Origin of the sequence: Lutibaculum baratangense AMV1 (assembly GCF_000496075.1) — a bacterium.
In the GTDB taxonomy this organism is placed as follows: domain Bacteria; phylum Pseudomonadota; class Alphaproteobacteria; order Rhizobiales; family Tepidamorphaceae; genus Lutibaculum; species Lutibaculum baratangense.
Map to the genome: position 1 here is coordinate 24,209 of NZ_AWXZ01000016.1, position 20,655 is coordinate 44,863.

The 20,655-nt window shown below is 68.7% G+C and carries 16 protein-coding genes; 9 read left to right on the forward strand and 7 right to left on the reverse strand.

Translation table 11 applies throughout. The features are described 5' to 3' along the window. The first annotated feature begins 48 nt into the window (after nt 1-48). Together N177_RS04960 and N177_RS04965 are read left to right on the forward strand one after the other, a co-directional pair. A complete protein-coding gene (locus N177_RS04960) occupies nt 49-2,043 on the forward strand; it encodes a tripartite tricarboxylate transporter permease (protein ID WP_023431153.1) in 1,995 nt (664 codons plus the stop codon). A 41-nt stretch (nt 2,044-2,084) separates the two neighbouring features. Beyond that, entirely contained in the window at nt 2,085-3,857 is a 1,773-nt protein-coding gene (locus N177_RS04965) for a thiamine pyrophosphate-binding protein (protein WP_023431154.1), read from the forward strand. Between the two features lie 54 nt (nt 3,858-3,911). On the opposite strand, the gene N177_RS04970 is transcribed toward N177_RS04965, so the two are convergent. Further along, nucleotides 3,912-4,727 carry an alpha/beta fold hydrolase gene (locus N177_RS04970; protein WP_023431155.1) on the reverse strand — a complete coding sequence of 272 codons (816 nt, stop codon included), beginning with the start codon at nt 4,725-4,727 and terminating at the stop codon, nt 3,912-3,914. 175 nt (nt 4,728-4,902) lie between these two features. Between N177_RS04970 and N177_RS04975 the strand changes: the two genes are divergently transcribed. Beyond that, nucleotides 4,903-6,000, forward strand: a complete 1,098-nt coding sequence (locus N177_RS04975; RefSeq protein ID WP_081718375.1) for an AbrB family transcriptional regulator — start codon at nt 4,903-4,905, stop codon at nt 5,998-6,000. A 10-nt stretch (nt 6,001-6,010) separates the two neighbouring features. Here N177_RS04975 and N177_RS04980 read toward each other — a convergent pair whose 3' ends face one another. Beyond that, nucleotides 6,011-6,691: a GntR family transcriptional regulator gene (locus N177_RS04980; protein WP_152527844.1), complete on the reverse strand. Its 681-nt coding sequence runs from the start codon at nt 6,689-6,691 to the stop codon at nt 6,011-6,013. A gap of 168 nt (nt 6,692-6,859) precedes the next feature. Next, nucleotides 6,860-8,491 (reverse strand): UbiD family decarboxylase, encoded by a 1,632-nt coding sequence (locus N177_RS04985; RefSeq protein WP_023431158.1) that lies wholly within the window; start codon nt 8,489-8,491, stop codon nt 6,860-6,862. Nucleotides 8,492-8,672: 181 nt separating this feature from the next. Here N177_RS04985 and N177_RS04990 point away from each other — a divergent pair, with 181 nt between their 5' ends. The 6 genes from N177_RS04990 (at nt 8,673) to N177_RS05015 (ending at nt 16,138) form a co-directional block, all read left to right on the forward strand. Then, complete coding sequence (locus N177_RS04990) at nt 8,673-11,120, forward strand: xanthine dehydrogenase family protein molybdopterin-binding subunit (RefSeq protein WP_023431159.1); 2,448 nt, start codon at nt 8,673-8,675, stop codon at nt 11,118-11,120. Beyond that, on the forward strand, nt 11,117-12,067 hold the full coding sequence (locus N177_RS04995) for an ABC transporter substrate-binding protein (protein ID WP_023431160.1): 951 nt from the start codon (nt 11,117-11,119) through the stop codon (nt 12,065-12,067). Before N177_RS04990 ends, N177_RS04995 begins: the two co-directional genes overlap by 4 nt. Beyond that, entirely contained in the window at nt 12,064-12,549 is a 486-nt protein-coding gene (locus N177_RS05000; protein ID WP_023431161.1) for a (2Fe-2S)-binding protein, read from the forward strand. Before N177_RS04995 ends, N177_RS05000 begins: the two co-directional genes overlap by 4 nt. Before the next feature lie 11 nt (nt 12,550-12,560). Further along, nucleotides 12,561-13,376 carry an FAD binding domain-containing protein gene (locus N177_RS05005; protein WP_023431162.1) on the forward strand — a complete coding sequence of 272 codons (816 nt, stop codon included), beginning with the start codon at nt 12,561-12,563 and terminating at the stop codon, nt 13,374-13,376. Nucleotides 13,377-13,511: 135 nt separating this feature from the next. Next, the gene (locus N177_RS05010; RefSeq protein ID WP_023431163.1) at nt 13,512-14,681 is read left to right on the forward strand and encodes a GNAT family N-acetyltransferase/peptidase C39 family protein; all 1,170 of its coding nucleotides are present in this window, start codon (nt 13,512-13,514) and stop codon (nt 14,679-14,681) included. Then, nucleotides 14,678-16,138 carry a RimK family protein gene (locus tag N177_RS05015; protein WP_023431164.1) on the forward strand — a complete coding sequence of 487 codons (1,461 nt, stop codon included), beginning with the start codon at nt 14,678-14,680 and terminating at the stop codon, nt 16,136-16,138. The genes N177_RS05010 and N177_RS05015 overlap by 4 nt, the downstream gene beginning before the upstream one ends. A 21-nt stretch (nt 16,139-16,159) precedes the next feature. Here the strand turns inward: N177_RS05015 and N177_RS05020 are convergent, their stop codons facing one another. From N177_RS05020 to N177_RS05035, 4 genes are all read right to left on the reverse strand, one after another. Then, on the reverse strand, nt 16,160-16,735 hold the full coding sequence (locus N177_RS05020; protein WP_040485186.1) for a histidine phosphatase family protein: 576 nt from the start codon (nt 16,733-16,735) through the stop codon (nt 16,160-16,162). Nucleotides 16,736-16,806: 71 nt separating this feature from the next. Continuing rightward, nucleotides 16,807-17,592 (reverse strand): LOG family protein, encoded by a 786-nt coding sequence (locus N177_RS05025; protein ID WP_023431166.1) that lies wholly within the window; start codon nt 17,590-17,592, stop codon nt 16,807-16,809. A gap of 97 nt (nt 17,593-17,689) precedes the next feature. Then, on the reverse strand, nt 17,690-19,276 hold the full coding sequence (gene serA / locus N177_RS05030) for a phosphoglycerate dehydrogenase (RefSeq protein ID WP_023431167.1): 1,587 nt from the start codon (nt 19,274-19,276) through the stop codon (nt 17,690-17,692). Nucleotides 19,277-19,387: 111 nt separating this feature from the next. After that, nucleotides 19,388-20,560 (reverse strand): phosphoserine transaminase, encoded by a 1,173-nt coding sequence (locus N177_RS05035; protein ID WP_023431168.1) that lies wholly within the window; start codon nt 20,558-20,560, stop codon nt 19,388-19,390. Nucleotides 20,561-20,655 lie beyond the last annotated feature (95 nt).

The following is a 20,655-nucleotide window of genomic DNA, read 5'->3' on the forward strand; positions in this document are numbered from 1 at the left end:
CGACAACAAGCACGCGCCGCACCGACGGCTCGCTCCAGGGGAAACGGAATGCTCGCAGAGGCGGCCGTTCAGGCTCTCGGCATCATCATGGAGCCCTCGCGGCTCGTCTTCGTGATGCTGGGGACGGTGCTCGGGCTGATGATCGGGGTCATCCCCGGCATCGGGGGACTCGTCGGCCTCGCCCTTCTCCTGCCCTTCACCTTCGCGATGGACCCTTACACGGCCCTCGCCTTCCTCGTGGGGGTGCAGTCGGTCACCACGACGTCCGACACGATTCCCGCAGTCCTCTTCGGCGTGCCCGGCACGGTGGGCTCGGCGGCGACCGTGCTCGACGGACATCCGATGGCGAAGCGCGGCGAGGCGGGGCGGGCTTACGGGGCGGCCTTCACGGCGTCGGTCCTGGGCGGGCTCTTCGGCGCCCTGCTGCTCGCTTTGTCCGTGCCGATCCTGCGGCCGTTCGTGCTCGCCGTCGGCACGCCGGAGCTGCTAGCCGTGTGCCTCCTCGGCCTCACGCTCATCGTCTCGCTCAGCCAGGGCGCCCTGTTCAAGGGTCTCGCGGCGGCAGCCGTCGGCCTTCTCCTGTCGACGGTCGGTGACGAGCCGCAGACCGGCATCCAGCGCTGGACCTTCGACACGTTCTACCTGTGGGACGGCATCTCGCTCGTGCCTCTCGCCCTCGGCCTGTTCGCCGTGCCGGAGATCATCGACCTCGCGGCCTCGAAGCGGTCGATCTCGCAGACCGACACGCGCACCGACCGCTGGCAACAGCTCGAAGGCGCGAAAGACGTCCTGCGAAACTGGTGGCTCGTCATCCGCTGCTCCTCGATCGGCAGCATCCTCGGCTCGATCCCCGGCCTCGGCTCCTCCATCATCGACTGGGTGGCCTACGGCTACGCGGCGCGGAGCGTGAAGGGGGCATCGGAGACGTTCGGGAAAGGCGACGTGCGCGGCGTCATCGCCTCGGAGAGCGCCAACAACGCCAAGGAGGGCGGGGCGCTCGTCCCGACGCTCGCCTTCGGCGTCCCGGGCTCGGCCTCGATGGCGCTCCTCCTCGGCGCCTTCCTCATTCACGGCATCGCACCTGGGCCGAACATGCTCGGCAAGGATCTCGACGTCACCTTCACGCTGATCTGGACGGTCGCCCTCGCGAACATCCTCGGGGCCGGGATCTGCTTCGCCTTCGCGGGCCAGTTCGCGAAGATCGCGTCGATCAGGGCCGGCCTGCTCGTACCGCTCATCTTCGGCCTCATGCTGATCGGCGCCTATCAGGGGGCGCAGTCCTTCCCCGACCTCCTGGTGCTCGGGCTCTTCGGCTCCATCGGCTGGGCCATGAAGCGCCTGAGCTGGCCCCGCCCGCCACTGATCCTCGCCTTCGTCCTCGGCGGGCTGATCGAGAACTACCTGTTCATCTCGCAGCTCCGCTACGGATACGCCTGGATGCTTCAGCCCGTTCCGTTCGTGATCCTGTGCCTGATCGCGATCGCGCTCGGCAAGCCGCTCTACGACCGCTTCCGCCGGCCGAGGCTCGCCGAGGGCACGGTGGATCCGCTGCGCCCCCACGCGACCGGCGGGCTCCTTGCGGCCGACATCGTCATGTGGGCGTGTGCCGCGTTCGTGTTCCTCTATGCGCTCGTCTCCTCGAACAGGTGGGACATCGAAGCGCGGATGATGCCGCAGGCCGTGGCGGTGGCGGGCCTGATCGCGGTCGGGCTCTTCGCCCTCTTCCGCTACCTCAGGCGGATCCCGCCGATTGCCGACGACCCGGCGGCGCCCGGCGCGCAGCTGATCAAGGAAGGGCTGTGGCTCGCCGGGCTGATCGCCGGCGTCGCGCTCGTCGGGATGATCCCGGCCATCGTGATCTACGCGTTCGCCTACATGGTCGTGGCCGGCAGGACGGCGCTCTGGCGCGCGCTTCTCATCACCGTCCTGTTCGGGGCCGGCCTCTACTTCCTGTTCCACATGACGCTGCACATTCCCTGGCCGCACTCGGTCCTGGGCGATCTCGTGCCGCAGCTGCGCCGAATGACCGGCCGTCTCATCTGAGACGCGCCGCAAGACACGACACGTCGAGAGGGAGCACCACCATGGCCGACGTCGAAACCGCGCCTCCTCCGGGGCACAACCAGAAGGACCGGCCCCTCTACGGGAGCGATCTCGTCGCGGAGGCACTGCGCGAGCAGGGCTTCCCCTATATCTGCCTCAACCCCGGGGCGAGCTTCCGCGGCCTGCACGACTCGATCGTGAACCATCTCGGCAACGAGAAGCCGGAGATGATCGTGTGCATGCACGAGGAGCACGCGGTCGGAATCGCACAGGGCTATGCCAAGGTCACGGATCGCGCGCTCGCCGTCGCGGTCCACTCCAATGTCGGCCTGATGCACGCGACGATGGGCATCTTCAACGCCTGGTGCGACCGGGCGCCGATGCTCGTCATCGGTGCCACGGGACCGGTCGACGCGGCGAGGCGCCGGCCATGGATCGAGTGGATCCACACGACGAACGACCAGGGCGGGCTGGTGCGCGGCTACACGAAATGGGACGACCAGCCGGGCTCGCCCGAGGCCGCGGTCGAGGCGATCCGGCGCGGCGTGTTCCTCGCGAACACGCGGCCGAGCGGGCCCGTCTACGTCAATCTCGACGTGTCCGTGCAGGAGGCCGAGCTCGCGGAGCGGCCGCGCTTCGACGACGTGTCGCTGACGGCGGCGGCGGAGGATCCCGAGCCGCCGGCGGCGGCGCTCGACCGGGCGGTCGAGATCCTGAAGGCGGCACGGAAGCCCTTCGTCTTCTGTGGCCGCTCGACGCGCAGCGAGGCGGCCTGGAACGACCGCGTGAAGCTCGTCGAAATGCTGGGCGCGAGGGCGACGGCCCACATGAAGCTGCCGGCCGCCTTCCCGACCACTCACGAGGCCTTCGTCGGCGAGACCGGCTGGCGGCTGAAGGGCGCGGTCCTCAAGGCCATCCGTGAGGCCGATGCGATCGTGATGCTCGACTGGCTCGACGCCGGCAATACGCTGAAGCTCGCCTTCCCGGCCGGACAGCCCCGGCCGCCGGTGATCCACGTCTCGAACGACTTCCACATCCACCGCGGCTGGAACATGGACTATGGCGGCCTGCCGCATGTCGACGTGAACATCCCGACGACGCCCGAACCGACGGTCCGCCGGCTGATCGAGCGGCTGGCGGAGGCCCGGCCTGAGCCCAAGCCGTCCCGGCTCTCCTTCCCGCATGTGGACGCCCCGGCCGGCAGCGGCGAGATCGGCCTCATGGATCTCGCGCGCGCCTTCGCCATCGCGAGCGAGGGCCGCAAGCTCACGATCACCGGCCGCCCCCTCGGATGGCCGACGAACGCGAACCGCATCGAGCACCCGCACGATTTCCTCGGCCACACCGGCGGCGGGGGTCTCGGGGCCGGCACCTCGATCGCGGTCGGCGCGGCGCTGGGGCTGCGCGAGATCGGCTCGGAGCGGAAGACGGTCGCGATCCTCGGTGACGGCGACTACACGATGGGCGTGACGGCGCTTTGGAACGCCGTGACGCTCAACCTGCCGGTCCTGTTCCTCGTCGCGAACAACCACTCCTACTACAACGACGAGAACCACCAGAAGCACGTCGCCGAGAAGCGGGGCCGGCCGGTGGAGAACGCGCCGATAGGCCAGCGTATGGAGAGTCCCGCCCCCGATCTCTCGGCTTTTGCGCGGGCCCAGGGGCTCGAGGCCAGCGGTCCCGTGACAGACCTCGCGGACCTGCCGGCAGCGCTCGAGACGGCGCTGGAGCGGCTCGAGGCGGGAGCCGCCTACGTCCTCGACGTCCATGTGCGCCCCGAATATGTCGGCGAGGCCATGGTCGAACTCGGCTGAGCCGGTCACACCCCTCGCACCGCTGGAGTGGGCTCCAGCGGTGCGGGGGGCATCTCAGTGGGCGGAAAGGAGCGCCTCTATCTCCGAGGCGATCTCCTGCGGCACCTCGAGCGGCGTGAAATGCCGCGCCCGTTCGATCACCCGCATCCGGGCGTTCGGGATCGCATCCTTCAGCGCCTGCGACATCGCCACCGGCGTCGCGTAATCCTCCTCGCCCACGACGATGCGGCAGGGAAAACCGAACGCCGGAAGCGCGGAGCGCTTGTCCACCGCGCCGAGCATCCGGCAGGTCTCGGCATAGGGCTGCAGGTCGTTCTTCACGAAGACCCCGATCGCCGCCTCCACGATCTCGGGATTGGCCTCACGGAACGAGTCGCTGAACCAGCGGGTCTTCTGGAAGCCGACGAGGGCGCTCATGCCCCCGTCCAGCGCCTTCTGCGCCCGTTCCTCCCAGGCACCTCGTGCATCCTCACCGTACCAGGCGGTCGTGTCGAAGAGCCCGAGACCCGCGACCCGTGCCGAATGGCGCTCGGCGAAGGCGAGCGCGACGCAGCCTCCCATCGAGGCCCCGCAAACGACCGCCGTCTCCCAGCCGACATGGTCGAGGAGATCGGCCAGATCGTCGGCGAAGAGATCGATCGTGTACGGACCGGCGGGCTTGTCCGACGCGCCGTGGCCGCGGCAATCATAGACGAGGACGTCCGCATGACCGGCGAGCAAGGGCGTCACCCGATCCCAGAACGCGCCGTTCATCGCCAGGGAGTGAACAAGAGCGACGCGGCCGCTTCCCGTGCCCTTCACCACCCGATAGGCCAGCCGCGCACGGTCGCGCGCGGTGACCAAGCCGGACTGCGTCTGCTCGTTCGCCATCTTCTCTTCCTTTGCTGGCAGCGGGAGTGACCATTCCCACCGGCTCCCGTTGTCATCGACCCCGATATGATCGTATTACAGTACGACATTCCCGAGGGCCAGTGCCTCTCCCGCCGCGGCGACGAATGCGGTAAGGCGGGTGGAACGCAGAACGGGAGAGGGATTCGCCGGAGTGATGAAGGCTGTGCGAAAACGGCTCCTGCGCGCCTACGAGCCATTTCGCCCCGACGCGTTCCCCTACCCGAACTTCTTCCTCGCCATCGCGATCGGCCTCGTCGGCGCGATCGTCTTCGTCTACTTCTCGCTGCCCCTGCCCTGGATGCTCGGGCCTCTCGCGGCATGTCTCCTCGCTTCGCTCGCCGGGGTGCCCGTGAAGGCTCCGTCGCGGGTGCGGCCGCCGATGACGATGTTGGTGGGCGTGCTGCTCGGCGCGGGATTCACGCCACAGATGGTGTCGGACGTCCCGCACTGGCTGCCGAGCATCCTCGGGCTCGTGCTGTTCCTCGCCGTCGCGGCCGGGCTGTGCGTCGTCTACCTCCACAAGGTGGCGGGCTTCGACCTGCCGACCTCCTACTTCGCGGGGATGCCGGGCGGACTCGTGGAGATGGTGACACTCGGCCAGGCCAAGGGCGGGGACACGCGGGTGATCGCGCTCATCCACTCCAGCCGCATCATGATGATCGTGTTCACCCTGCCCTTCATCCTCCAGCTGGTGACGGGGCAGACGATGACGGCGCGGCCGCAGAGCGGCCAGTCGGTCTTCGACGCGCCGTGGACCGTCGAGCTCTGGCTCGTCGCGACGGGCATCGCGGGCCTCTATCTCGGGCGCCTCCTGCGCCTGCCCGCCCCCGCGCTCATGGGCCCCATGCTCGCGAGCGCGGTCGTGCATCTCACGGGCCTGACCGAGTTCACGCCGCCATACGAGCTCGTCGCGCTGGCGCAGCTCGTGCTGGGCACCGTCCTCGGCTGCCGCTTCGCCGGGGCGGATGCCCGCTACGTCATGCGGATCCTGTCGATCTCGGTCGGCTCCGCGGTGATCCTCATCGTCGTCGGGCTCGTCTTCGCCCTCGGCCTCAGCCGGCTGATCGGCATCCCCGTGCTGGACCTTCTGCTCGCCTATTCGCCCGGCGGCCTGACGGAGACGAGCCTCATCGCGCTCGCCCTGCACGTGGAGGTCGCCTTCGTCGCGACCCACCACGTCTTCCGGGTCTTCCTCGTGATGTCGACGGCGGGTCTGGTTTTCAGGCTCGTCGAACGGCTTCGCGGCAGCTGAGACGCCGATATCAGGTGCCGTCGAGCGCCGACCGCGCGGCATTGGCGACATGGGTCTCCGCCGCCGCATGAGCCGCCTTCTTGTCGCCGGCGAGAATCGCCGCCACGAGGGCCTCCACCTCCTTGATGCTCTGCTTCTGCCGGGCGGGCCGTTCGACCGAGCGCCGCCGCAGGCCCGAGGTGAGGAGGGTGAGCTTGTTCAGGAGGTCGAATCCGATCTGGTTGTCGGCGCCGGTGCAGATGCGGTCGTAGAACTCGCGCTTGATGGTGACGATCTCGTCGGCCCGGCCGGACTGGTAGGCGGCTTTCAGCCGGCCCGCGTCGGCCTTGAGCGCGTCCTTCTCCTCCGCCGAGGCGTTATCGATGAACTGCTCGACGACGAGCCCCTCGATCAGGCCGCGTATCCGATAGACGTTCTCGGCGTCGTTCCGGGATATCTCCACCACGGCGAGGCCGCGATTGTTCACGTCGACGAGGAGACCCTCGGCCTGGAGCTGCCGCAGGGCCTCGCGCAGAGAGGTCCGACTCACGTTGAGCTGCTGGCACAGATCCTTCTCGACGAGCCGCGTGCCCGGCCGCAGCGCACCGGTCTCGATCGCGTGCCGCAGAGACTTGATGATCTTGTTGCGCAGCGGCGCCGGCTCGTGCTTGACGGGCCCGAAGGCGCTCGGGCTCAAGCTGCTCGTCGTCATGTCGCCATCCATCTTCCGCAGAGCCGGTGCCAACCGCCGCCAGGCGCCGATCCGGCAGATTCCGGGGCGGAATCGCCGCCCGTCCCCGCCATCAGCCTATCCCATGCCGATAGCGCGGGGCAAAGACGGGGCCATTGATCGACATCATGATAGCCGCTCCCGCCCGCCTCACCCCTTCTCAACCGCGCGGACCGGCGTCTCCGGCTTCATGCCACCCTTGCGCCTGGCATAAGTGTCGCTGCCGTTGTCACGCCAGTCCCCCCTGACCGCAGCCTCGGCGAAGCGCGTCCAGGTCTCGCTCCAGTCGCCGAGCGAGTAGCCGTGCCAGGGCGCCTGGGGCGAGAGATCCGGCAAGCCGATCTCCTCCCACAACTCCTTCGCGCGCGTCATGTAGGGCTCGGCCGGCAGGGCGAGCGGCGGCATCGGGGCCTTCAGCGTCGCGTCGATCATGAGCGTGCCTTCGGCGGCGCCACCCCCGGACTTCGGGCCGTGGCCGCCGGACCGGTAGGGCGTGACGTGCACGTCCGTCATCATGTTGGCGCGGTAGGCGAGCGACCAGAAGACCGCGTCGGCATTCCGCGCGTCGATGTCGTCGGAGACGGCCACGACGATCTTGCCGCACTGCGCCTGCAGCGTCGCGGCTCCCTGCAGGCCCCGCCAGACCTCCGTCGGCGGCGTTCCCTTCTCGAACTGCAGGAAGATGACCTTGCGGATGTTCGTCAGCGGCTCGTGCATCACGACGTTCCTGATGCCCTTGATGGCGAGCACGCTCTTCAGATGCGTGAGGAACAGGGGCTCGTAGGCCACGCGCTTGAGGACGCTCGATTCCGACGGCGTCACCTGGCTGATGATCGAGACGAAGACGGGCGTCGACTTGCGGGTGATCGCGGTCACCTGCATCGACATGTTGAAGTCCTCGAGCGCGACGTGCCCGTGGCTCTCGCCGAAGGGACCTTCCGGCTCGAGGAGCTCCGTGTCGATCAGCCCCTCGATCACGATCTCGGCGTCGGCGGGCACCTCGAGATCGATGGTCCTGCACTTCACGATGCGCACGGGCTGCCCCATGAGGCCGCCGGCGACCGACAGCTCGTCCTGGTCGATCGGCAGCTTCTGCGGCCCTGTGAAGAGCACGGCCGGCGCGCAGCCGATGACGATGGCGCAGGGCATCTTCTCGCCTCGCTCCTTGTACTTGAGCCAGTGGAGATAGCCGCCGGCGCCGCTGAGCCGGCTCGCCATCCGCACGCCCAGCCGGTCCTGCGCCTTCAGGGCTCCGCGATAGGTGCCCATGTTGCGGATGCGGCTGTCGGGATCCCGGGTGACGCAGAGCGTGGCGGTGAGATAGGGGGCGCTGTCGAAGCCGGGCGTCGATATCGGCACCGGCAGCGTGGCGAGGCCCCCTCCCGGACGCGTGAGGTCGTCGCCGGTCAGCACGACCTCCTGGCAAGGCGCCGCGTCGACCATCTCCGGCTCCACGGGCGTCTCCATCGCCCGCACCCACACGTCCCCGATCTCGGCCACCTCGACCCCCAGGCCGGCGGCGTAGATCTCGGCCGATGCCGCGAGAACCCCGGTGGCGACGGGGATCTCGTAGCTCTCGCCCTTCGCACCGCGCACGTCCGTGAAGAGGAAGCCCCGGCGCTGCTCCTCGCGCAGGCCGCCCTGGAACTGCCAGCGCGACAGGGGGTGCAACTCGCTGTCCTTGTCGATCGGCCGATCGATCCGCGTCAGCAGCCCCCTCGCCTCGAGCCGCTCCAGATGCTCCTGCAGATCCGTCGGGGCCAGCGTCTGCCGCACGTCCATCACTCTCCTCCTCGAATGCAGGAGCGCAGGGCGCCTTAACGCCTGGCGCCCTTTTCTTCTCGGCCGCCATTTCGAGGGCCGGCCGTAGCCTTGTCAAAGCATACTGTCATACATTAATACATTGGACAACGTGACAGGACACTCCGTCGGCACCGGCGGAGCAGGATGGTGCATTGACCCGATGAAGACGTCTCCGGCAGCCGCGCCGGCAGCCTCCTCGCCCGCCTCGCGGCCGGCAGCCGAGGGGGCCGCGCCGGCGGACCTGAAGATCATGACGGAGAAGCTCTTCCGCCACATCGGCAAGCCGGTCGAGCGCAAGGAGGATGCCCGCCTCGTCACCGGCAAGGGCCGCTTCAGCGACGACTTCCGCCTCGCCGGACAAGCCCATGCAGCGATCGTGCGCTCGCCGCACCCGCATGCGCGCATTCGCGGCATCGAGACGGCCGAGGCCCTCTCGAGCCCGGGCGTTCTGCTGGTCCTGACCGGTCGCGACTGCCTCGACGACGGACTGGAGCCCATCCCCCACAACCCGGTCCCATCGACGAAGTACGACATGAAGCTGACCGCGCCCGGCGGCGGCGTGCCGTTCATCGGCCCGCACCACCTGCTGCCGGACGACAAGGTGCGCCATGTCGGCGAGGCGGTGGCGATCGTGGTCGCCGAAACCCAGGCTCAGGCCCTCGACGGCGCCGAGCGCGTCCTCGTCGACTACGAGATCCTGCCGCACGTGATTCACTCGGAGGATGCGATCGCGGCGGGGGCGCCCGCCGTCTGGGACGAGGTGCCGGAGAACGCCTTCGTCGACACACGCTTCGGCGACTGGAAGGGCACGGAGCGTGCCTTCGAGCAGGCGACGCACGTCGTCTCGGCGAAGTTTCACGTCAACCGCGTGACGGCGGTGCCGCTCGAGCCGCGTTCGGCGCTGGCGAGCTTCGACGTCGAGACCGGCCGCTACGTGCTCTATGCCGGCAGCGGCGGTGCGGTGCGCCAGAAGCGCGAGCTTTCGAGCGTGCTGGGGATCGACCCGAGCCGGCTGAGGGTGCTGTCCTACGATGTCGGCGGAAATTTCGGCGCGAGAAACAGGGTCTATGTCGAGTTCGGCCTCGTGCTCTGGGCGTCCCAGAAGCTCGGCCGGCCGGTGAAGTACACCGCCACAAGGTCCGAGGCCTTCCTGACGGACTACCAGGGCCGCGACCTCGTCACGACGGTGGAGCTGGCATTGGACGAGGACGGGCGGTTCCTCGCCCTGCGCGCCGACAACATTTCGAATGTCGGGGCGCGCTGCGTGTCGCTGTCGCCGCTGAGCAAGGGCTCCGGGCTGATCACCGGCTCCTACGACATTCCGGTCGCGGCGCTGAGGGCGCGCGCGGTCTTCACGAACACGATGTGCACGCAGGCCTATCGCAGCTCTGGACGCCCGGAAGTGACCTACGCGATCGAGCGCCTGATCGAGATCGCGGCGCGCCGGCTGGGCTTCGATCCGCTCGAATTGAGGCTCCGCAACCTCGTGCCGCCGGAGGCAATGCCCTACCGCAACGCGGTCGGCTCGATCTACGATAGCGGCGAGTACGAGAAGAACATGGACCGCGCGCTCGTGATCGCCGACTGGGCCGGTTTCGAGGCGCGGCGGCAGGCGGCGGCGGAGCGTGGCAAGCTCCTCGGGCGCGGCTTCGCGAACTACGTGGAGTCCTCGATCGGCACGCCGAAGGAACGGGCGGAGATCACGGTGAAGCCGGATGGCACGATCGAGGTCGTGATCGGCACGCAGCCGAGCGGCCAGGGCCACGAGACGAGCTTCGCGCAGGTGGTCGCCGAGATGCTCGACGCGCCGGTGGAGAACGTGACGATCGTGCTCGGCGACACGGATGTCGTCAGCGTCGGCGGCGGCTCGCATTCCGGACGCTCGATGCGGCACGCGGGAACGGTCATGGCGATGGCCTCCGCCGACCTCGTCGCCGAGGCGCGACGCCGGGCGGCCGAGCTCTTCGATGCGCCGGAGGAGGATGTTTCGTTCGAGGGCGGCCGTCTCGTCTTGCCCGGCACGAACCACGCCGTCGACCTGTTCGAGCTCGCGCGCCTGACCGAGCGGGACCACGGACCCCTTTTCGCCGCGCGCACGAACGAGATGCACACGCCGGTCTTCCCGAACGGCGCGGCCGCCTGCGAGGTCGAGATCGACCCGAAGACGGGCCTCGTCGAGATCACCCGCTACGCGAGCGTCGACGACGTCGGGCGCTGCATCAACCCGCTCATCGTCCACGGCCAGACCCATGGCGGCATCGCGCAAGGGGTCGGCCAGGCGATGTGGGAGGAGTGCCATGTCGAGCCGTCGAGCGGCCAGCCCGTCTCCGGCTCCTTCATGGATTACGGCATGCCGCGCTCGGACAACATGCCCTCCTTCATCTGCGAGATCGCCGAGGTGATCTCGCCGACAAACCCGCTCGGCATCAAGGCGGGCGGCGAAGGGGGCACGACGCCCGCGCTGGCCGTCGTCACGAACGCCGTGATCGACGCGCTGCGCGACACGGGCGTCGAGGACCTGCCGATGCCGCTCACCCCGCTCACCGTGTGGAAGGCGATCCGCCACGGCGCCGGCCACACAGACGAAGACACGAGGACGACTTCATGACCACCCCGTCCACCCTCACGGACGTACGCGTCATCGCCTTTCCCGGTGCGCCGAACCTGCCGACCTTCGCGGCGATCGAGGAGGGCTACTTCGCGGCCGAAGGCCTGAACGTCACGGTCGAGACGACCCCGAGCTCCGTCTACCAGGCCGAGAAGTTCGCCGCCGGCGAGTTCGACGTCGCCTTCACCGCCTTCGACAACGTGGTCGCCTACACCGAGGGTCAGGGTGCGGTGAAGCTCGCGGAGGATCCGGGCTTCAAGGTCATCATGGGCGCGACGCAGCTCGAGCTCGCCTTCGTCGTCGCGCCGGACGTGAAGAGCTACACGGACCTGAAGGGTCGCTCGATCGCACTCGACGCGCTGGCGACGGGGTTCGCCTTCGTGCTCTACGACATGCTGGAGAGGGGCGGCCTGCAGGAGGGCGACTACGAGTTCGCCGCCGTCGGCGCGACGCCGCAGCGCTGGCAGTCGGTGAAGGAGGGCGAGCACGCCGGCACGCTGACGATCGAGCCCTTCACGAGCATCGCGCAGAAGAACGGCTTCCACGTTCTCGACACCTCGACGAAGCTCTACGATTCCTACCAGGGCGGCATCGTCGCGGCGCGTCAGGCATGGGCGAAGGCGAACCCGGAGACGGTGAAGGCCTTCATCCGCGGCTATCTCAGGGGTCTCGACTGGACCTTCGAGCCCGGCAACCGGCAGGCAGCCGAGGCGCTGCTCGTCGAGAGGATGCCGCAGATCCAGCCAACCGCCGTGAAGCCCGTGATGGAGAGCCTGCTCTCGCCCCGCTCGGGCCTGACCCCCCACGCGGACGTCCTGCGCGACGGCATGGCGAGGGTGCTCGAGCTGCGCTCCCGCTACGGCTCCGACCGTCGGCTCGAGGACGTCGAGAAGTACCTCGACCTGTCGTTCCACCGGAAGGTCCTCGGCCGGGAGGCGCCGGCATGATCGAGGTGACGCTGAAGGTCAACGGCGAGGAGGTGACGCGGTCGGTCGACGACCGGACTCTCCTCGTCACGTTCCTGCGCGACGAGCTCGGCCTCACCGGGACCCATGTCGGCTGCGACACCACCCAGTGCGGCGCCTGCGTGACGATCGTCGACGGCCACACCCTCAAGTCCTGCACGGCCCTCGTCGCATCCCTCGACGGAGCGGAGGTCACGACGATCGAGGGGCTCGCGCCGGGCGAGGACACGCTGCACCCCGTGCAGGCCGCCTTCCGGACGCATCACGGGCTGCAATGCGGCTTCTGCACGCCCGGCATGATCATGACAGCCGTCGACATGATCCGCCGCCACGGGTCGGACCTCGACGAGACGACGGTGCGCCACGAGCTGGAGGGCAATCTCTGCCGCTGCACGGGCTACCACAACATCGTCAAGGCGATCCTCGCGGCCGCGCGCGAGCCGGCCGCGGCCGGAACGTTCTGAGGGGCAAGGCGATGTACGAACTCAGATATCGCCGCCCCGCCGATCTCGCGGAAGCCGCAAGCCTCTTCGAGGCCGCCGAGGACCCGGCTTATATCTCGGGCGGCCACACATTGCTGCCGACGCTGAAGGGTCGCCTCGCCGCCCCCGATGCGCTGATCGACCTCAGGCGCCTGCCGGAGCTGAAGGGGATCCGCCGCGAAGGCGATCGCCTCGTCGTCGGCGCAGGCGAGGTCCACCGCGATGTCGCAGCCTCGCCCGACGTGCGCGAGGCGCTGCCGGCACTCGCCGGGCTCGCCGGCTCGATCGGCGACGTCCACGTGCGCAATCACGGCACGATCGGCGGCTCGGTCGCGAACAATGATCCCGCCGCCGACTACCCCGCCGCGGTCCTCGGGCTCGGCGCGGTCGTGCGCACGAACCGGCGCGAAATCGCCGCCGACGACTACTTCCAGGGCCTGTTCACCACCGCCCTCGAGGAGGGCGAGATCGTCGTCGCGCTTTCGTTCCCCACCGGGGCCGAGTGCGGCTATGCGAAGTTCCGCAATCCCGCCTCCCGATACGCCATGGCGGCCGTGTTCGTGGCGCGCTTTGCCGACGCGGTTCGGGTCGCAGTGACGGGGGCGGGCAATGACGGCGTGTTCCGCTGGACGGCGGCCGAAAAGGCGCTCGCCACGAGCTTCAGCCCCGAGGCGCTCGCGGACCTCTCCGTCGCCGAGGCCGACATGATCGACGACCTTCACGGCTCCGCAGAATACCGGAGGCACCTCGTTTCGGTGATCGCCGAGCGGGCGGTGGCGAACATGGGCCGCGCGGTCGTCACGCCGTGATCAGGAAGGATCGCCGGCCCTCGCAATAGCGGTCGAAACCCGCCCGCGCTTCGTGTAATGTCCTCGTCATGCGGCGCCGGAATTGGCCGTGACGTCCGTGGTGCATCGGGACGCGCCCGCGACCACCCTCTCCAGATGACTGCGACCCAGACGAAGCTCGACGCTTCCCCTCAGGCACCGCGCGCCCCGGCGGCGAAGCTGCGGCCGGCGACGCCCGCCGACCTCGAGGCGCTTCTCGCGCTCGAGAACGAGGTGTTCGAGACCGACCGCATCTCGCGGCGGAGCTTCCGCCGCCTGCTCGAGAGTCCCACGGCCTCCTTCGTCCTGGCGGAGACCGACGACGGCGGGCTCGCGGGCTACGCGCTCGTCCTGACGCGCGCTTCGACGGCACTGGCGAGGCTCTATTCCCTCGCCGTCTCCCCCCGCCTCCGCGGCCAGGGCCTCGCCCGGCTCCTGCTCGACGCGGCGGAGGACGAGGCCTATGAGCGGGGCGCGATCGCCCTCAGGCTCGAGGTGCGCGCCGACAACGCGCGCGCCATCGGGCTCTACAGGCAGCGCGGCTACCGTCAGTTCGGCGCCTATGACGACTATTACGAGGACCAGACCGACGCGCTGCGCTTCGAGAAGCTCCTCGAGCCCCCGGCCGAGGGGATGCTGCCCGACGTGCCGTTCTACGAGCAGCAGACGGAATTCACCTGCGGCGCGGCCTGCGTGATGATGGCGCTCGCCTGGGGCCACGCCGACTGGAAGAAGCGCTTCGACCTCGAGCTCGAGACGCAGATCTGGCGGGAGGCGACGACGATCTTCATGACCTCCGGCCACGGCGGCTGCGGGCCGGTGGGTCTCGCGCTGGCGTTGATGCGCCGGGGCCTGTTCCCCGAGGTCTGGGCCTCCCACACCGGATACTATTTCCTCGACTCCGTGCGCGACGAGGAGAAGCGGAAGGTCATGGTCGCCGCGCAGAAGGGCTTCCGCCGCGAGGCGAAGGCGGCGGGGATCCCCGTGCGGCAGCGCCGCGTTTCTTCCGCAGACATCCTGAAGGCGCTCGACGAGGGGGCGCTCGTGATGCTCCTGATCTCGGGCTTCCGGATGTTCGGCAAGAAGGTGCCGCACTGGGTTCTGGCCCTGGGGCACGACGCGAGCCACGTCTTCATCCACGACCCTTGGGTCGAGGACGAGCACCTGGAGACCCGCAGCGCGGCTGCGAAGCTACCCATTCCCGTCGCAGAGCTCGACCGCATGGCCCGCTACGGCCGCGAGGGACTGCGCCTGGCGATCATCATCAGAAAGGCACCGCCGAAATGACCGGATGGGTCGTCCTCGTCGACCAGCTCAAGGACTTTCCGAACGCCGAGACGCCGCACAAGGTCATCACGACGCGGGAGTACCTGGCCCGGCCGCAGCTCTTCTCAGGCGCGCGCCCGAAGGTCATCAACCTCTCCCGCTCCTATGCCTATCAGAGCCGCGGCTATTTCTCCTCGCTGCTCGCCGAGGCACGCGGTCACCGCGTGCTGCCGACGGTGGAGGCGATGCTCGATCTCGGCGGCAAGGAGCTCTATGCGCACGCGGTTCCCGAGCTCGAGCAGGAGCTCAACCGCTGCGCGAAGGCCGCCAAGCACCGCTTCGAGGGCGAGACGCGGCTCGTCTCCTGCCTCGGCCTGATGGAGATCAAGGGCTTCGAGCGGTTCGGCCGGCTCCTGTTCGACTGGTTCCGCTGCCCGATCGTCGAGATCGTCGTGGCGCCCGGCGACTGGCTGTCGATCAAGCGCCTCCGCCCCGTCGCCGTCACGAAGCTCGAACCGGCGCACCGGATATTCTTCCGGGAGGCCCTGCACCGGCACACGATGCGCGAATGGCGCTCTCCGCGTGTGAAGCAGACGCCGAAATACACCCTCGCCGTGCTGCACGACCCGAAGGACAAGCTGCCTCCCTCCTCCACGGGCACGCTGAAGCACTTCGCCCGGATCGCCGAGCGCCACGACATCGAGGTCGAGCCGATCCTCGCGAAGCAGTTCCACCAGCTCGCCGAGCACGACGCGCTCCTGATCCGCGAGACGACCTCGATCGACAACCACACCTATCGCTTCGCCCGCCGCGCGGTGCAGGAGCAGATGCCGGTCATCGACGACCCGATCTCGATGATCCGCTGCACGAACAAGGTCTACCTGACCGAGCTCCTGACCTCGAACAGGCTGCCCGTGCCGCCGACGGTGATCCTGGCGAGCATCGAAGATCTCGGCACGGCGGAGGATCGGCTGGGCTTCCCGATGGTCGTGAAGATTCCCGACGGCTCGTTCAGCCTCGGCGTCCACAAGGTCGACGACGCAGGCGCGCTCAAGGCGCTCGTCACGAAGCTCTTCAAGGAGACCGACCTCCTGATCGCGCAGAAATTCATGCCGACCGAGTTCGACTGGCGCGTCGGGGTGCTGGGTGGCGAGCCCCTCTTCATCTGCCAGTACCTGATGGCGAAGAAGCACTGGCAGATCGTGAAGCACCACGCCGACGGCAGCGCGACGGAAGGCGGCTTCCGCGCCTTCTCCTTCGAGAACGCGCCGCAGGACGTGCTCGACATCGGCGTGCGCTCCGCCCGGCTGATCGGCGACGGGCTCTACGGCGTCGACATCAAGCAGAACGCGGACGGCGTCTTCGTCATCGAGGTGAACGACAACCCGAACATGGAGCACGGCGTCGAGGACGCGGTCGAGAAGGACCGCGTCTGGAGCCGGCTCGCGAAGTGGTTCCACGACCGGCTCGACGTCTGATCCGGCGGACCTCGCGAGCCTTCAGCGCCGGAACGGGCCCATCCGGCCGAGCACCTCGATACCACCCCGCCCGTCGGACGCGACGACGATGAGCTCTCCCGAGCGCGGGAAGATGTCGGTCAGCGCGGTGATGTTCACCTGGTGCGTGACGTAGATCTCGGTCTCTCCCTCCGACAGCCCCGCGATCCGCTGGCGCATCGCCGCCGTCTGCGCGGCTTGGTCGCCGCGGCCCGCGAAGAACGAATCGAGCGGCGGGTGCGGCTCCACCGGCCGGAGATCCATGAGCTCGGCCGTCTCGCTCGACCGGCACCAGCGGCTCGACAGCACCGCGATGTCCGTGACTCCGTTGCGGCGGAAGGCGTCTCCCGTGGCCCGGGCCTCGGCCCGGCCTGCCTCGTTCAGGTTGCGCTGGGTCGAGCAGTCGCCGAGCGTGAACGACGCGGGGTCGCCCGTGCCGGGCGCCGTCGCATGACGCATGAGGACGCCCACGCCGCCCTCGCGCAGCCTCTGCCAAAGCCCCTCGTCGGCGGCAGCCGACGTCGCGGCGAGAGAAAGCGCCGCAAGAAGCACACCGAAGACGCGTATCGGCACAGGCATGGGCTCCTCCGTCGGCTGTCGCATCGACGGCTTACGCAGGAGGTTGCGCCCCGGTTCAGGGGATCAACGCCTCATGTCGCCACGCCTGTGATCTCCCGCGCCTGCAGCCCCCGCGCGGTCAGGGCCTCCCAGGCCTCCTCCGCCGTGTCGGCATAGGCGAAGAGATCGAGGTCGGAGGCGCTGATCGTGCCGTACTCGACGAGAAGATCGAAATTGATCAGGGACTTCCAGTAGGCGCGGTCGAAGAGAACGATGGGCGCGCCCGGCGCCTTGCCGGTCTGCACGAGTGTCAGGATCTCGAACAGTTCGTCCAGCGTGCCGAAGCCGCCGGGGAAGACGACGAGGGCGTTCGCCCGCATCGCGAGGTGCATCTTGCGCATCGCGAAATAGTGGAAGCGGAAGGTGAGGTCCGGCGTCGTGTAAGGGTTCGGCATCTGCTCGTGCGGCAGGGTGATGTTGAAGCCGATCGTGATGGCACCGGCATCCCGGGCGCCACGATTGGCCGCCTCCATCACGCCCGGGCCGCCACCGGTCGCGATCACGTTGTGGCGCTCGCCATCGGGCGCATGCAGCGCCCCGCCGCGCTCCGAGGCGATCCGGCCGAAACGGCGCGCCTCCTCGTAGAACCGCCCCATGAGGGACGCATCGCCCTCGATCGCCCGCGCCGAGCCGTAGACGATGATCGTGGAGCGGATGCGGAAGCGCTCGAGAGCGAGCTCGGCCTTCGCATATTCCAGCATGAAGCGCGCGCCGCGCATCTCCTTGGACAGGAGGAAATCCGGATCGAGCGAGGCGAGGCGGTAGGCCGGGTTCTCGAGCTGGGCGGCGGTGTCGGGATGGATCGGAGTGTCGTTCACGAAGTCGGCTCGCTGACAGGTTCGAGTGGGCCAGAAAGAGACGGGGCGGCGACCGCTCGGCCGCCGCCCCCATAGACATAGTGCGCTTCGCCCGCTCTTAGAACTCCAGGGCCTTCACCTGGCGCACGTTCGGCAGGGCCTCGATCTCCTTCAACATGCCCTCGGAGAGCTCGGTGTCGACCTCGATCAGCGCGATCGCGTCGCCGCCCCGCTCCAGACGCCCGAGCGCGAAGGTCGCGATGTTGACGTCCGTCTGCCCGAGCAGGGTGCCGAGCCGCCCGATGAAGCCCGGCTTGTCCTCGTTCGTGACGTAGAGCATGTGGGGGCCGAGCTCGGCCTCCATGTTGATGCCCTTCACCTGGATGATGCGCGGCCGCCCATCGGAGAACACGGTGCCGGCGACGGAACGCTCCTGCCGCTCGGTGATGACGGTCAGGCGGATGTAGTTCTCGTAGGCGCCCTGCTGCTCGCGGCGGACCTCCTCGACATGGATCCCGCGCTCGCGCGCCATGACGGGAGCCGAGATCATGTTCACGTCCTGCAGCATGGGCCGCAGGAGACCAGTCACCGCCGCGGAGGTGAGCGGCTTCACGTTCATCTCCGCGACGTCGCCCTCGTACTCAATCCTGAGGCCCCTGATCGAGGTCTCCGTCAGTTGTCCGGCGAAGGAGCCGAGCTGCTCGGCGAGCTTCACGAAGGGCGTCAGGCGCGGCGCCTCCTCGGCCGTGATCGAGGGCATGTTGAGGGCGTTCGTCACCGCGCCGTTCAGCAGGTAGTCCGCCATCTGCTCGGCGACCTGCAGGGCGACGTTCTCCTGCGCCTCCTTCGTCGAGGCGCCGAGATGGGGCGTGCAGACGACGTTCGGGTGCCCGAAGAGCACGTTCTCCTTCGCCGGCTCCTCGACGAACACGTCGAAGGCCGCGCCCCCGACATGGCCCGAATCCAGCGCCTCGCGCAGCGCCGTCTCGTCGACGAGGCCGCCGCGCGCGCAGTTGATGATGCGCACGCCCTTCTTCGTCTTCGCCAGCGCCTCGCGGCTCAGTATGTTGCGGGTCTTGTCGGTCAGCGGCGTGTGCAGCGTGATGAAGTCGGCGCGGGCGAGAAGCGCGTCGAGATCGACCTTCTCCACGCCGAGCTCGAGCGCACGCTCGTCGGAGAGGAACGGGTCGAAGGCGATGACCTTCATCCTGAGGCCGATCGCGCGGCTCGCCGCGATCGAGCCGATATTGCCGCAGCCGACGACGCCGAGGGTCTTGCCGGTGATCTCGGTGCCGACGAAGCGGTTCTTCTCCCACTTGCCGGCCTGGGTCGAGGCATCGGCCTGCGGGATCTGGCGGGCGAGCGCGAACATGAGCGCGATCGCGTGCTCGGCGGTGGTGATCGAGTTCCCGAAGGGCGTGTTCATCACGATGATGCCCTTCTTCGTCGCCTCCGGGATGTCGACATTGTCGACGCCGATGCCGGCGCGACCGATCACCTTCAGCCGGTCGGCGCGGGCGATGATCTTCTCCGTCACCTTCGTCGCGGAGCGGATCGCGAGACCGTCATAGTCGCCGATGCGCTCGGCGAGCTTCTCCTTGTCGGGCCCGAGCTCGGGCTCGAAATCGACCTCGATGCCGCGATCCCTGAAGATCTGGACGGCGGCGTCCGACAGCTTGTCGGAAATCAAAACACGGGGAGCCATGGCTTCAACCTCATGAACGTGTGCGGGCGCCCAAAGGGCGGTCCTTCGCGCGGTGTTTCGGGAGTGGGAGGATTCCGGGGCCGCGATCCGGCCCCGGCTGTCCGGCCGCCGTCAGGCCGCCTTCGTGAGCTCTGCCTTGGCGGCGGCGAAGGCCCAGTCGAGCCACGGCGTCAGCGCCTCGACGTCGGCCGTCTCGATCGTCGAGCCGCACCAGATCCTGAGGCCCGCCGGCGCGTCGCGGTAGTGGCCGATGTCGAGCGCCACGCCCTCCTCCTCGAGGAGCGACACGATGCGCTTGGCGACCTTCGTCTCGGCCTCCTCGCCCTTCGCCGCGACGTCCGCGTCGGCGATCTTCAAACACACGGAGGTGTTGGAGCGGGTCTTCGGTTCGACGGCGAGGAAGTCGACCCAGGCCGTGCGTTCCACCCAGGCCGCGATCGCGGCCGTGTTGGCGTCGGCGCGGCCGACGAGGGCGTCGAGCCCGCCGATGCCCTTGCCCCACTGAAGCGCATCGACATAGTCCTCGACACAGAGCATCGAGGGCGTGTTGATCGTCTCGCCCTTGAAGATGCCCTCGATCAGCTTGCCGCCCTTCGTCATGCGGAAGATCTTCGGCAGCGGCCAGGCCGGCGTGTAGCTCTCGAGGCGCTCGACCGCGCGGGGCGACAGGATCAGCATGCCGTGCGCGGCCTCGCCGCCCATCACCTTCTGCCAGGAGAAGGTGACGACGTCGAGCTTGTCCCACGGCAGGTCTTGCGCGAAGGCGGCGGACGTCGCGTCGCAGATCGTCAGGCCTTGGCGGTCGGCCTTGATCCACTCGCCGTCCGGCACGCGCACGCCCGAGGTCGTGCCGTTCCAGGTGAAGACGACGTCGCGGTCCGTGTCGACCTGCGAGAGACCGGGCAACTCGCCGTAGGGCGCCTCGATCTTGCGCACGTCGGAAAGCTTCAGCTGCTTGACGATATCGGTGACCCAGCCCGAGCCGAAGCTCTCCCAGGCGAGCACGTCGACGCCGCGCGCTCCGAGGAGCGACCACAGGGCCATTTCGACGGCGCCGGTGTCGGAGGCCGGCACGATGCCGATGCGGTGGTCGGCCGGAACCCGAAGCACCTCGCGCGTCAGGTCGATGGCCTGCTGCAGGCGGGTCTTGCCGATCTTGGAGCGATGGGAGCGGCCGAGGACTGCGTCCTGGAGCGCCTCGAGCGACCAGCCGGGTCGCTTGGCGCAGGGGCCGGAGGAGAAACGCGGATTGCCCGGCCGCGTGGCCGGTTTGGTCGTAATCATGAAGGCTACCCTCTCAGATAGTCGCGCCTCGTTGGGGAGGCGTGTCCCACGCATGGGGCTACTCCCACTCCCGACGACTGTCAACGCGCATCTCG

Bases quoted from the DNA above. Each gene is read 5' to 3' on its own strand.
- N177_RS04960 (WP_023431153.1), top strand. From the start codon at position 49: ATGCTCGCAGAGGCGGCCGTTCAGGCTCTCGGCATCATCATGGAGCCC.
- N177_RS04965 (WP_023431154.1), top strand. From the start codon at position 2,085: ATGGCCGACGTCGAAACCGCGCCTCCTCCGGGGCACAACCAGAAGGAC.
- N177_RS04970 (WP_023431155.1), bottom strand. From the start codon at position 4,727: ATGGCGAACGAGCAGACGCAGTCCGGCTTGGTCACCGCGCGCGACCGT.
- N177_RS04975 (WP_081718375.1), top strand. From the start codon at position 4,903: ATGAAGGCTGTGCGAAAACGGCTCCTGCGCGCCTACGAGCCATTTCGC.
- N177_RS04980 (WP_152527844.1), bottom strand. From the start codon at position 6,691: ATGACGACGAGCAGCTTGAGCCCGAGCGCCTTCGGGCCCGTCAAGCAC.
- N177_RS04985 (WP_023431158.1), bottom strand. From the start codon at position 8,491: ATGGACGTGCGGCAGACGCTGGCCCCGACGGATCTGCAGGAGCATCTG.
- N177_RS04990 (WP_023431159.1), top strand. From the start codon at position 8,673: ATGAAGACGTCTCCGGCAGCCGCGCCGGCAGCCTCCTCGCCCGCCTCG.
- N177_RS04995 (WP_023431160.1), top strand. From the start codon at position 11,117: ATGACCACCCCGTCCACCCTCACGGACGTACGCGTCATCGCCTTTCCC.
- N177_RS05000 (WP_023431161.1), top strand. From the start codon at position 12,064: ATGATCGAGGTGACGCTGAAGGTCAACGGCGAGGAGGTGACGCGGTCG.
- N177_RS05005 (WP_023431162.1), top strand. From the start codon at position 12,561: ATGTACGAACTCAGATATCGCCGCCCCGCCGATCTCGCGGAAGCCGCA.
- N177_RS05010 (WP_023431163.1), top strand. From the start codon at position 13,512: ATGACTGCGACCCAGACGAAGCTCGACGCTTCCCCTCAGGCACCGCGC.
- N177_RS05015 (WP_023431164.1), top strand. From the start codon at position 14,678: ATGACCGGATGGGTCGTCCTCGTCGACCAGCTCAAGGACTTTCCGAAC.
- N177_RS05020 (WP_040485186.1), bottom strand. From the start codon at position 16,735: ATGCCTGTGCCGATACGCGTCTTCGGTGTGCTTCTTGCGGCGCTTTCT.
- serA (WP_023431167.1), bottom strand. From the start codon at position 19,276: ATGGCTCCCCGTGTTTTGATTTCCGACAAGCTGTCGGACGCCGCCGTC.
- N177_RS05035 (WP_023431168.1), bottom strand. From the start codon at position 20,560: ATGATTACGACCAAACCGGCCACGCGGCCGGGCAATCCGCGTTTCTCC.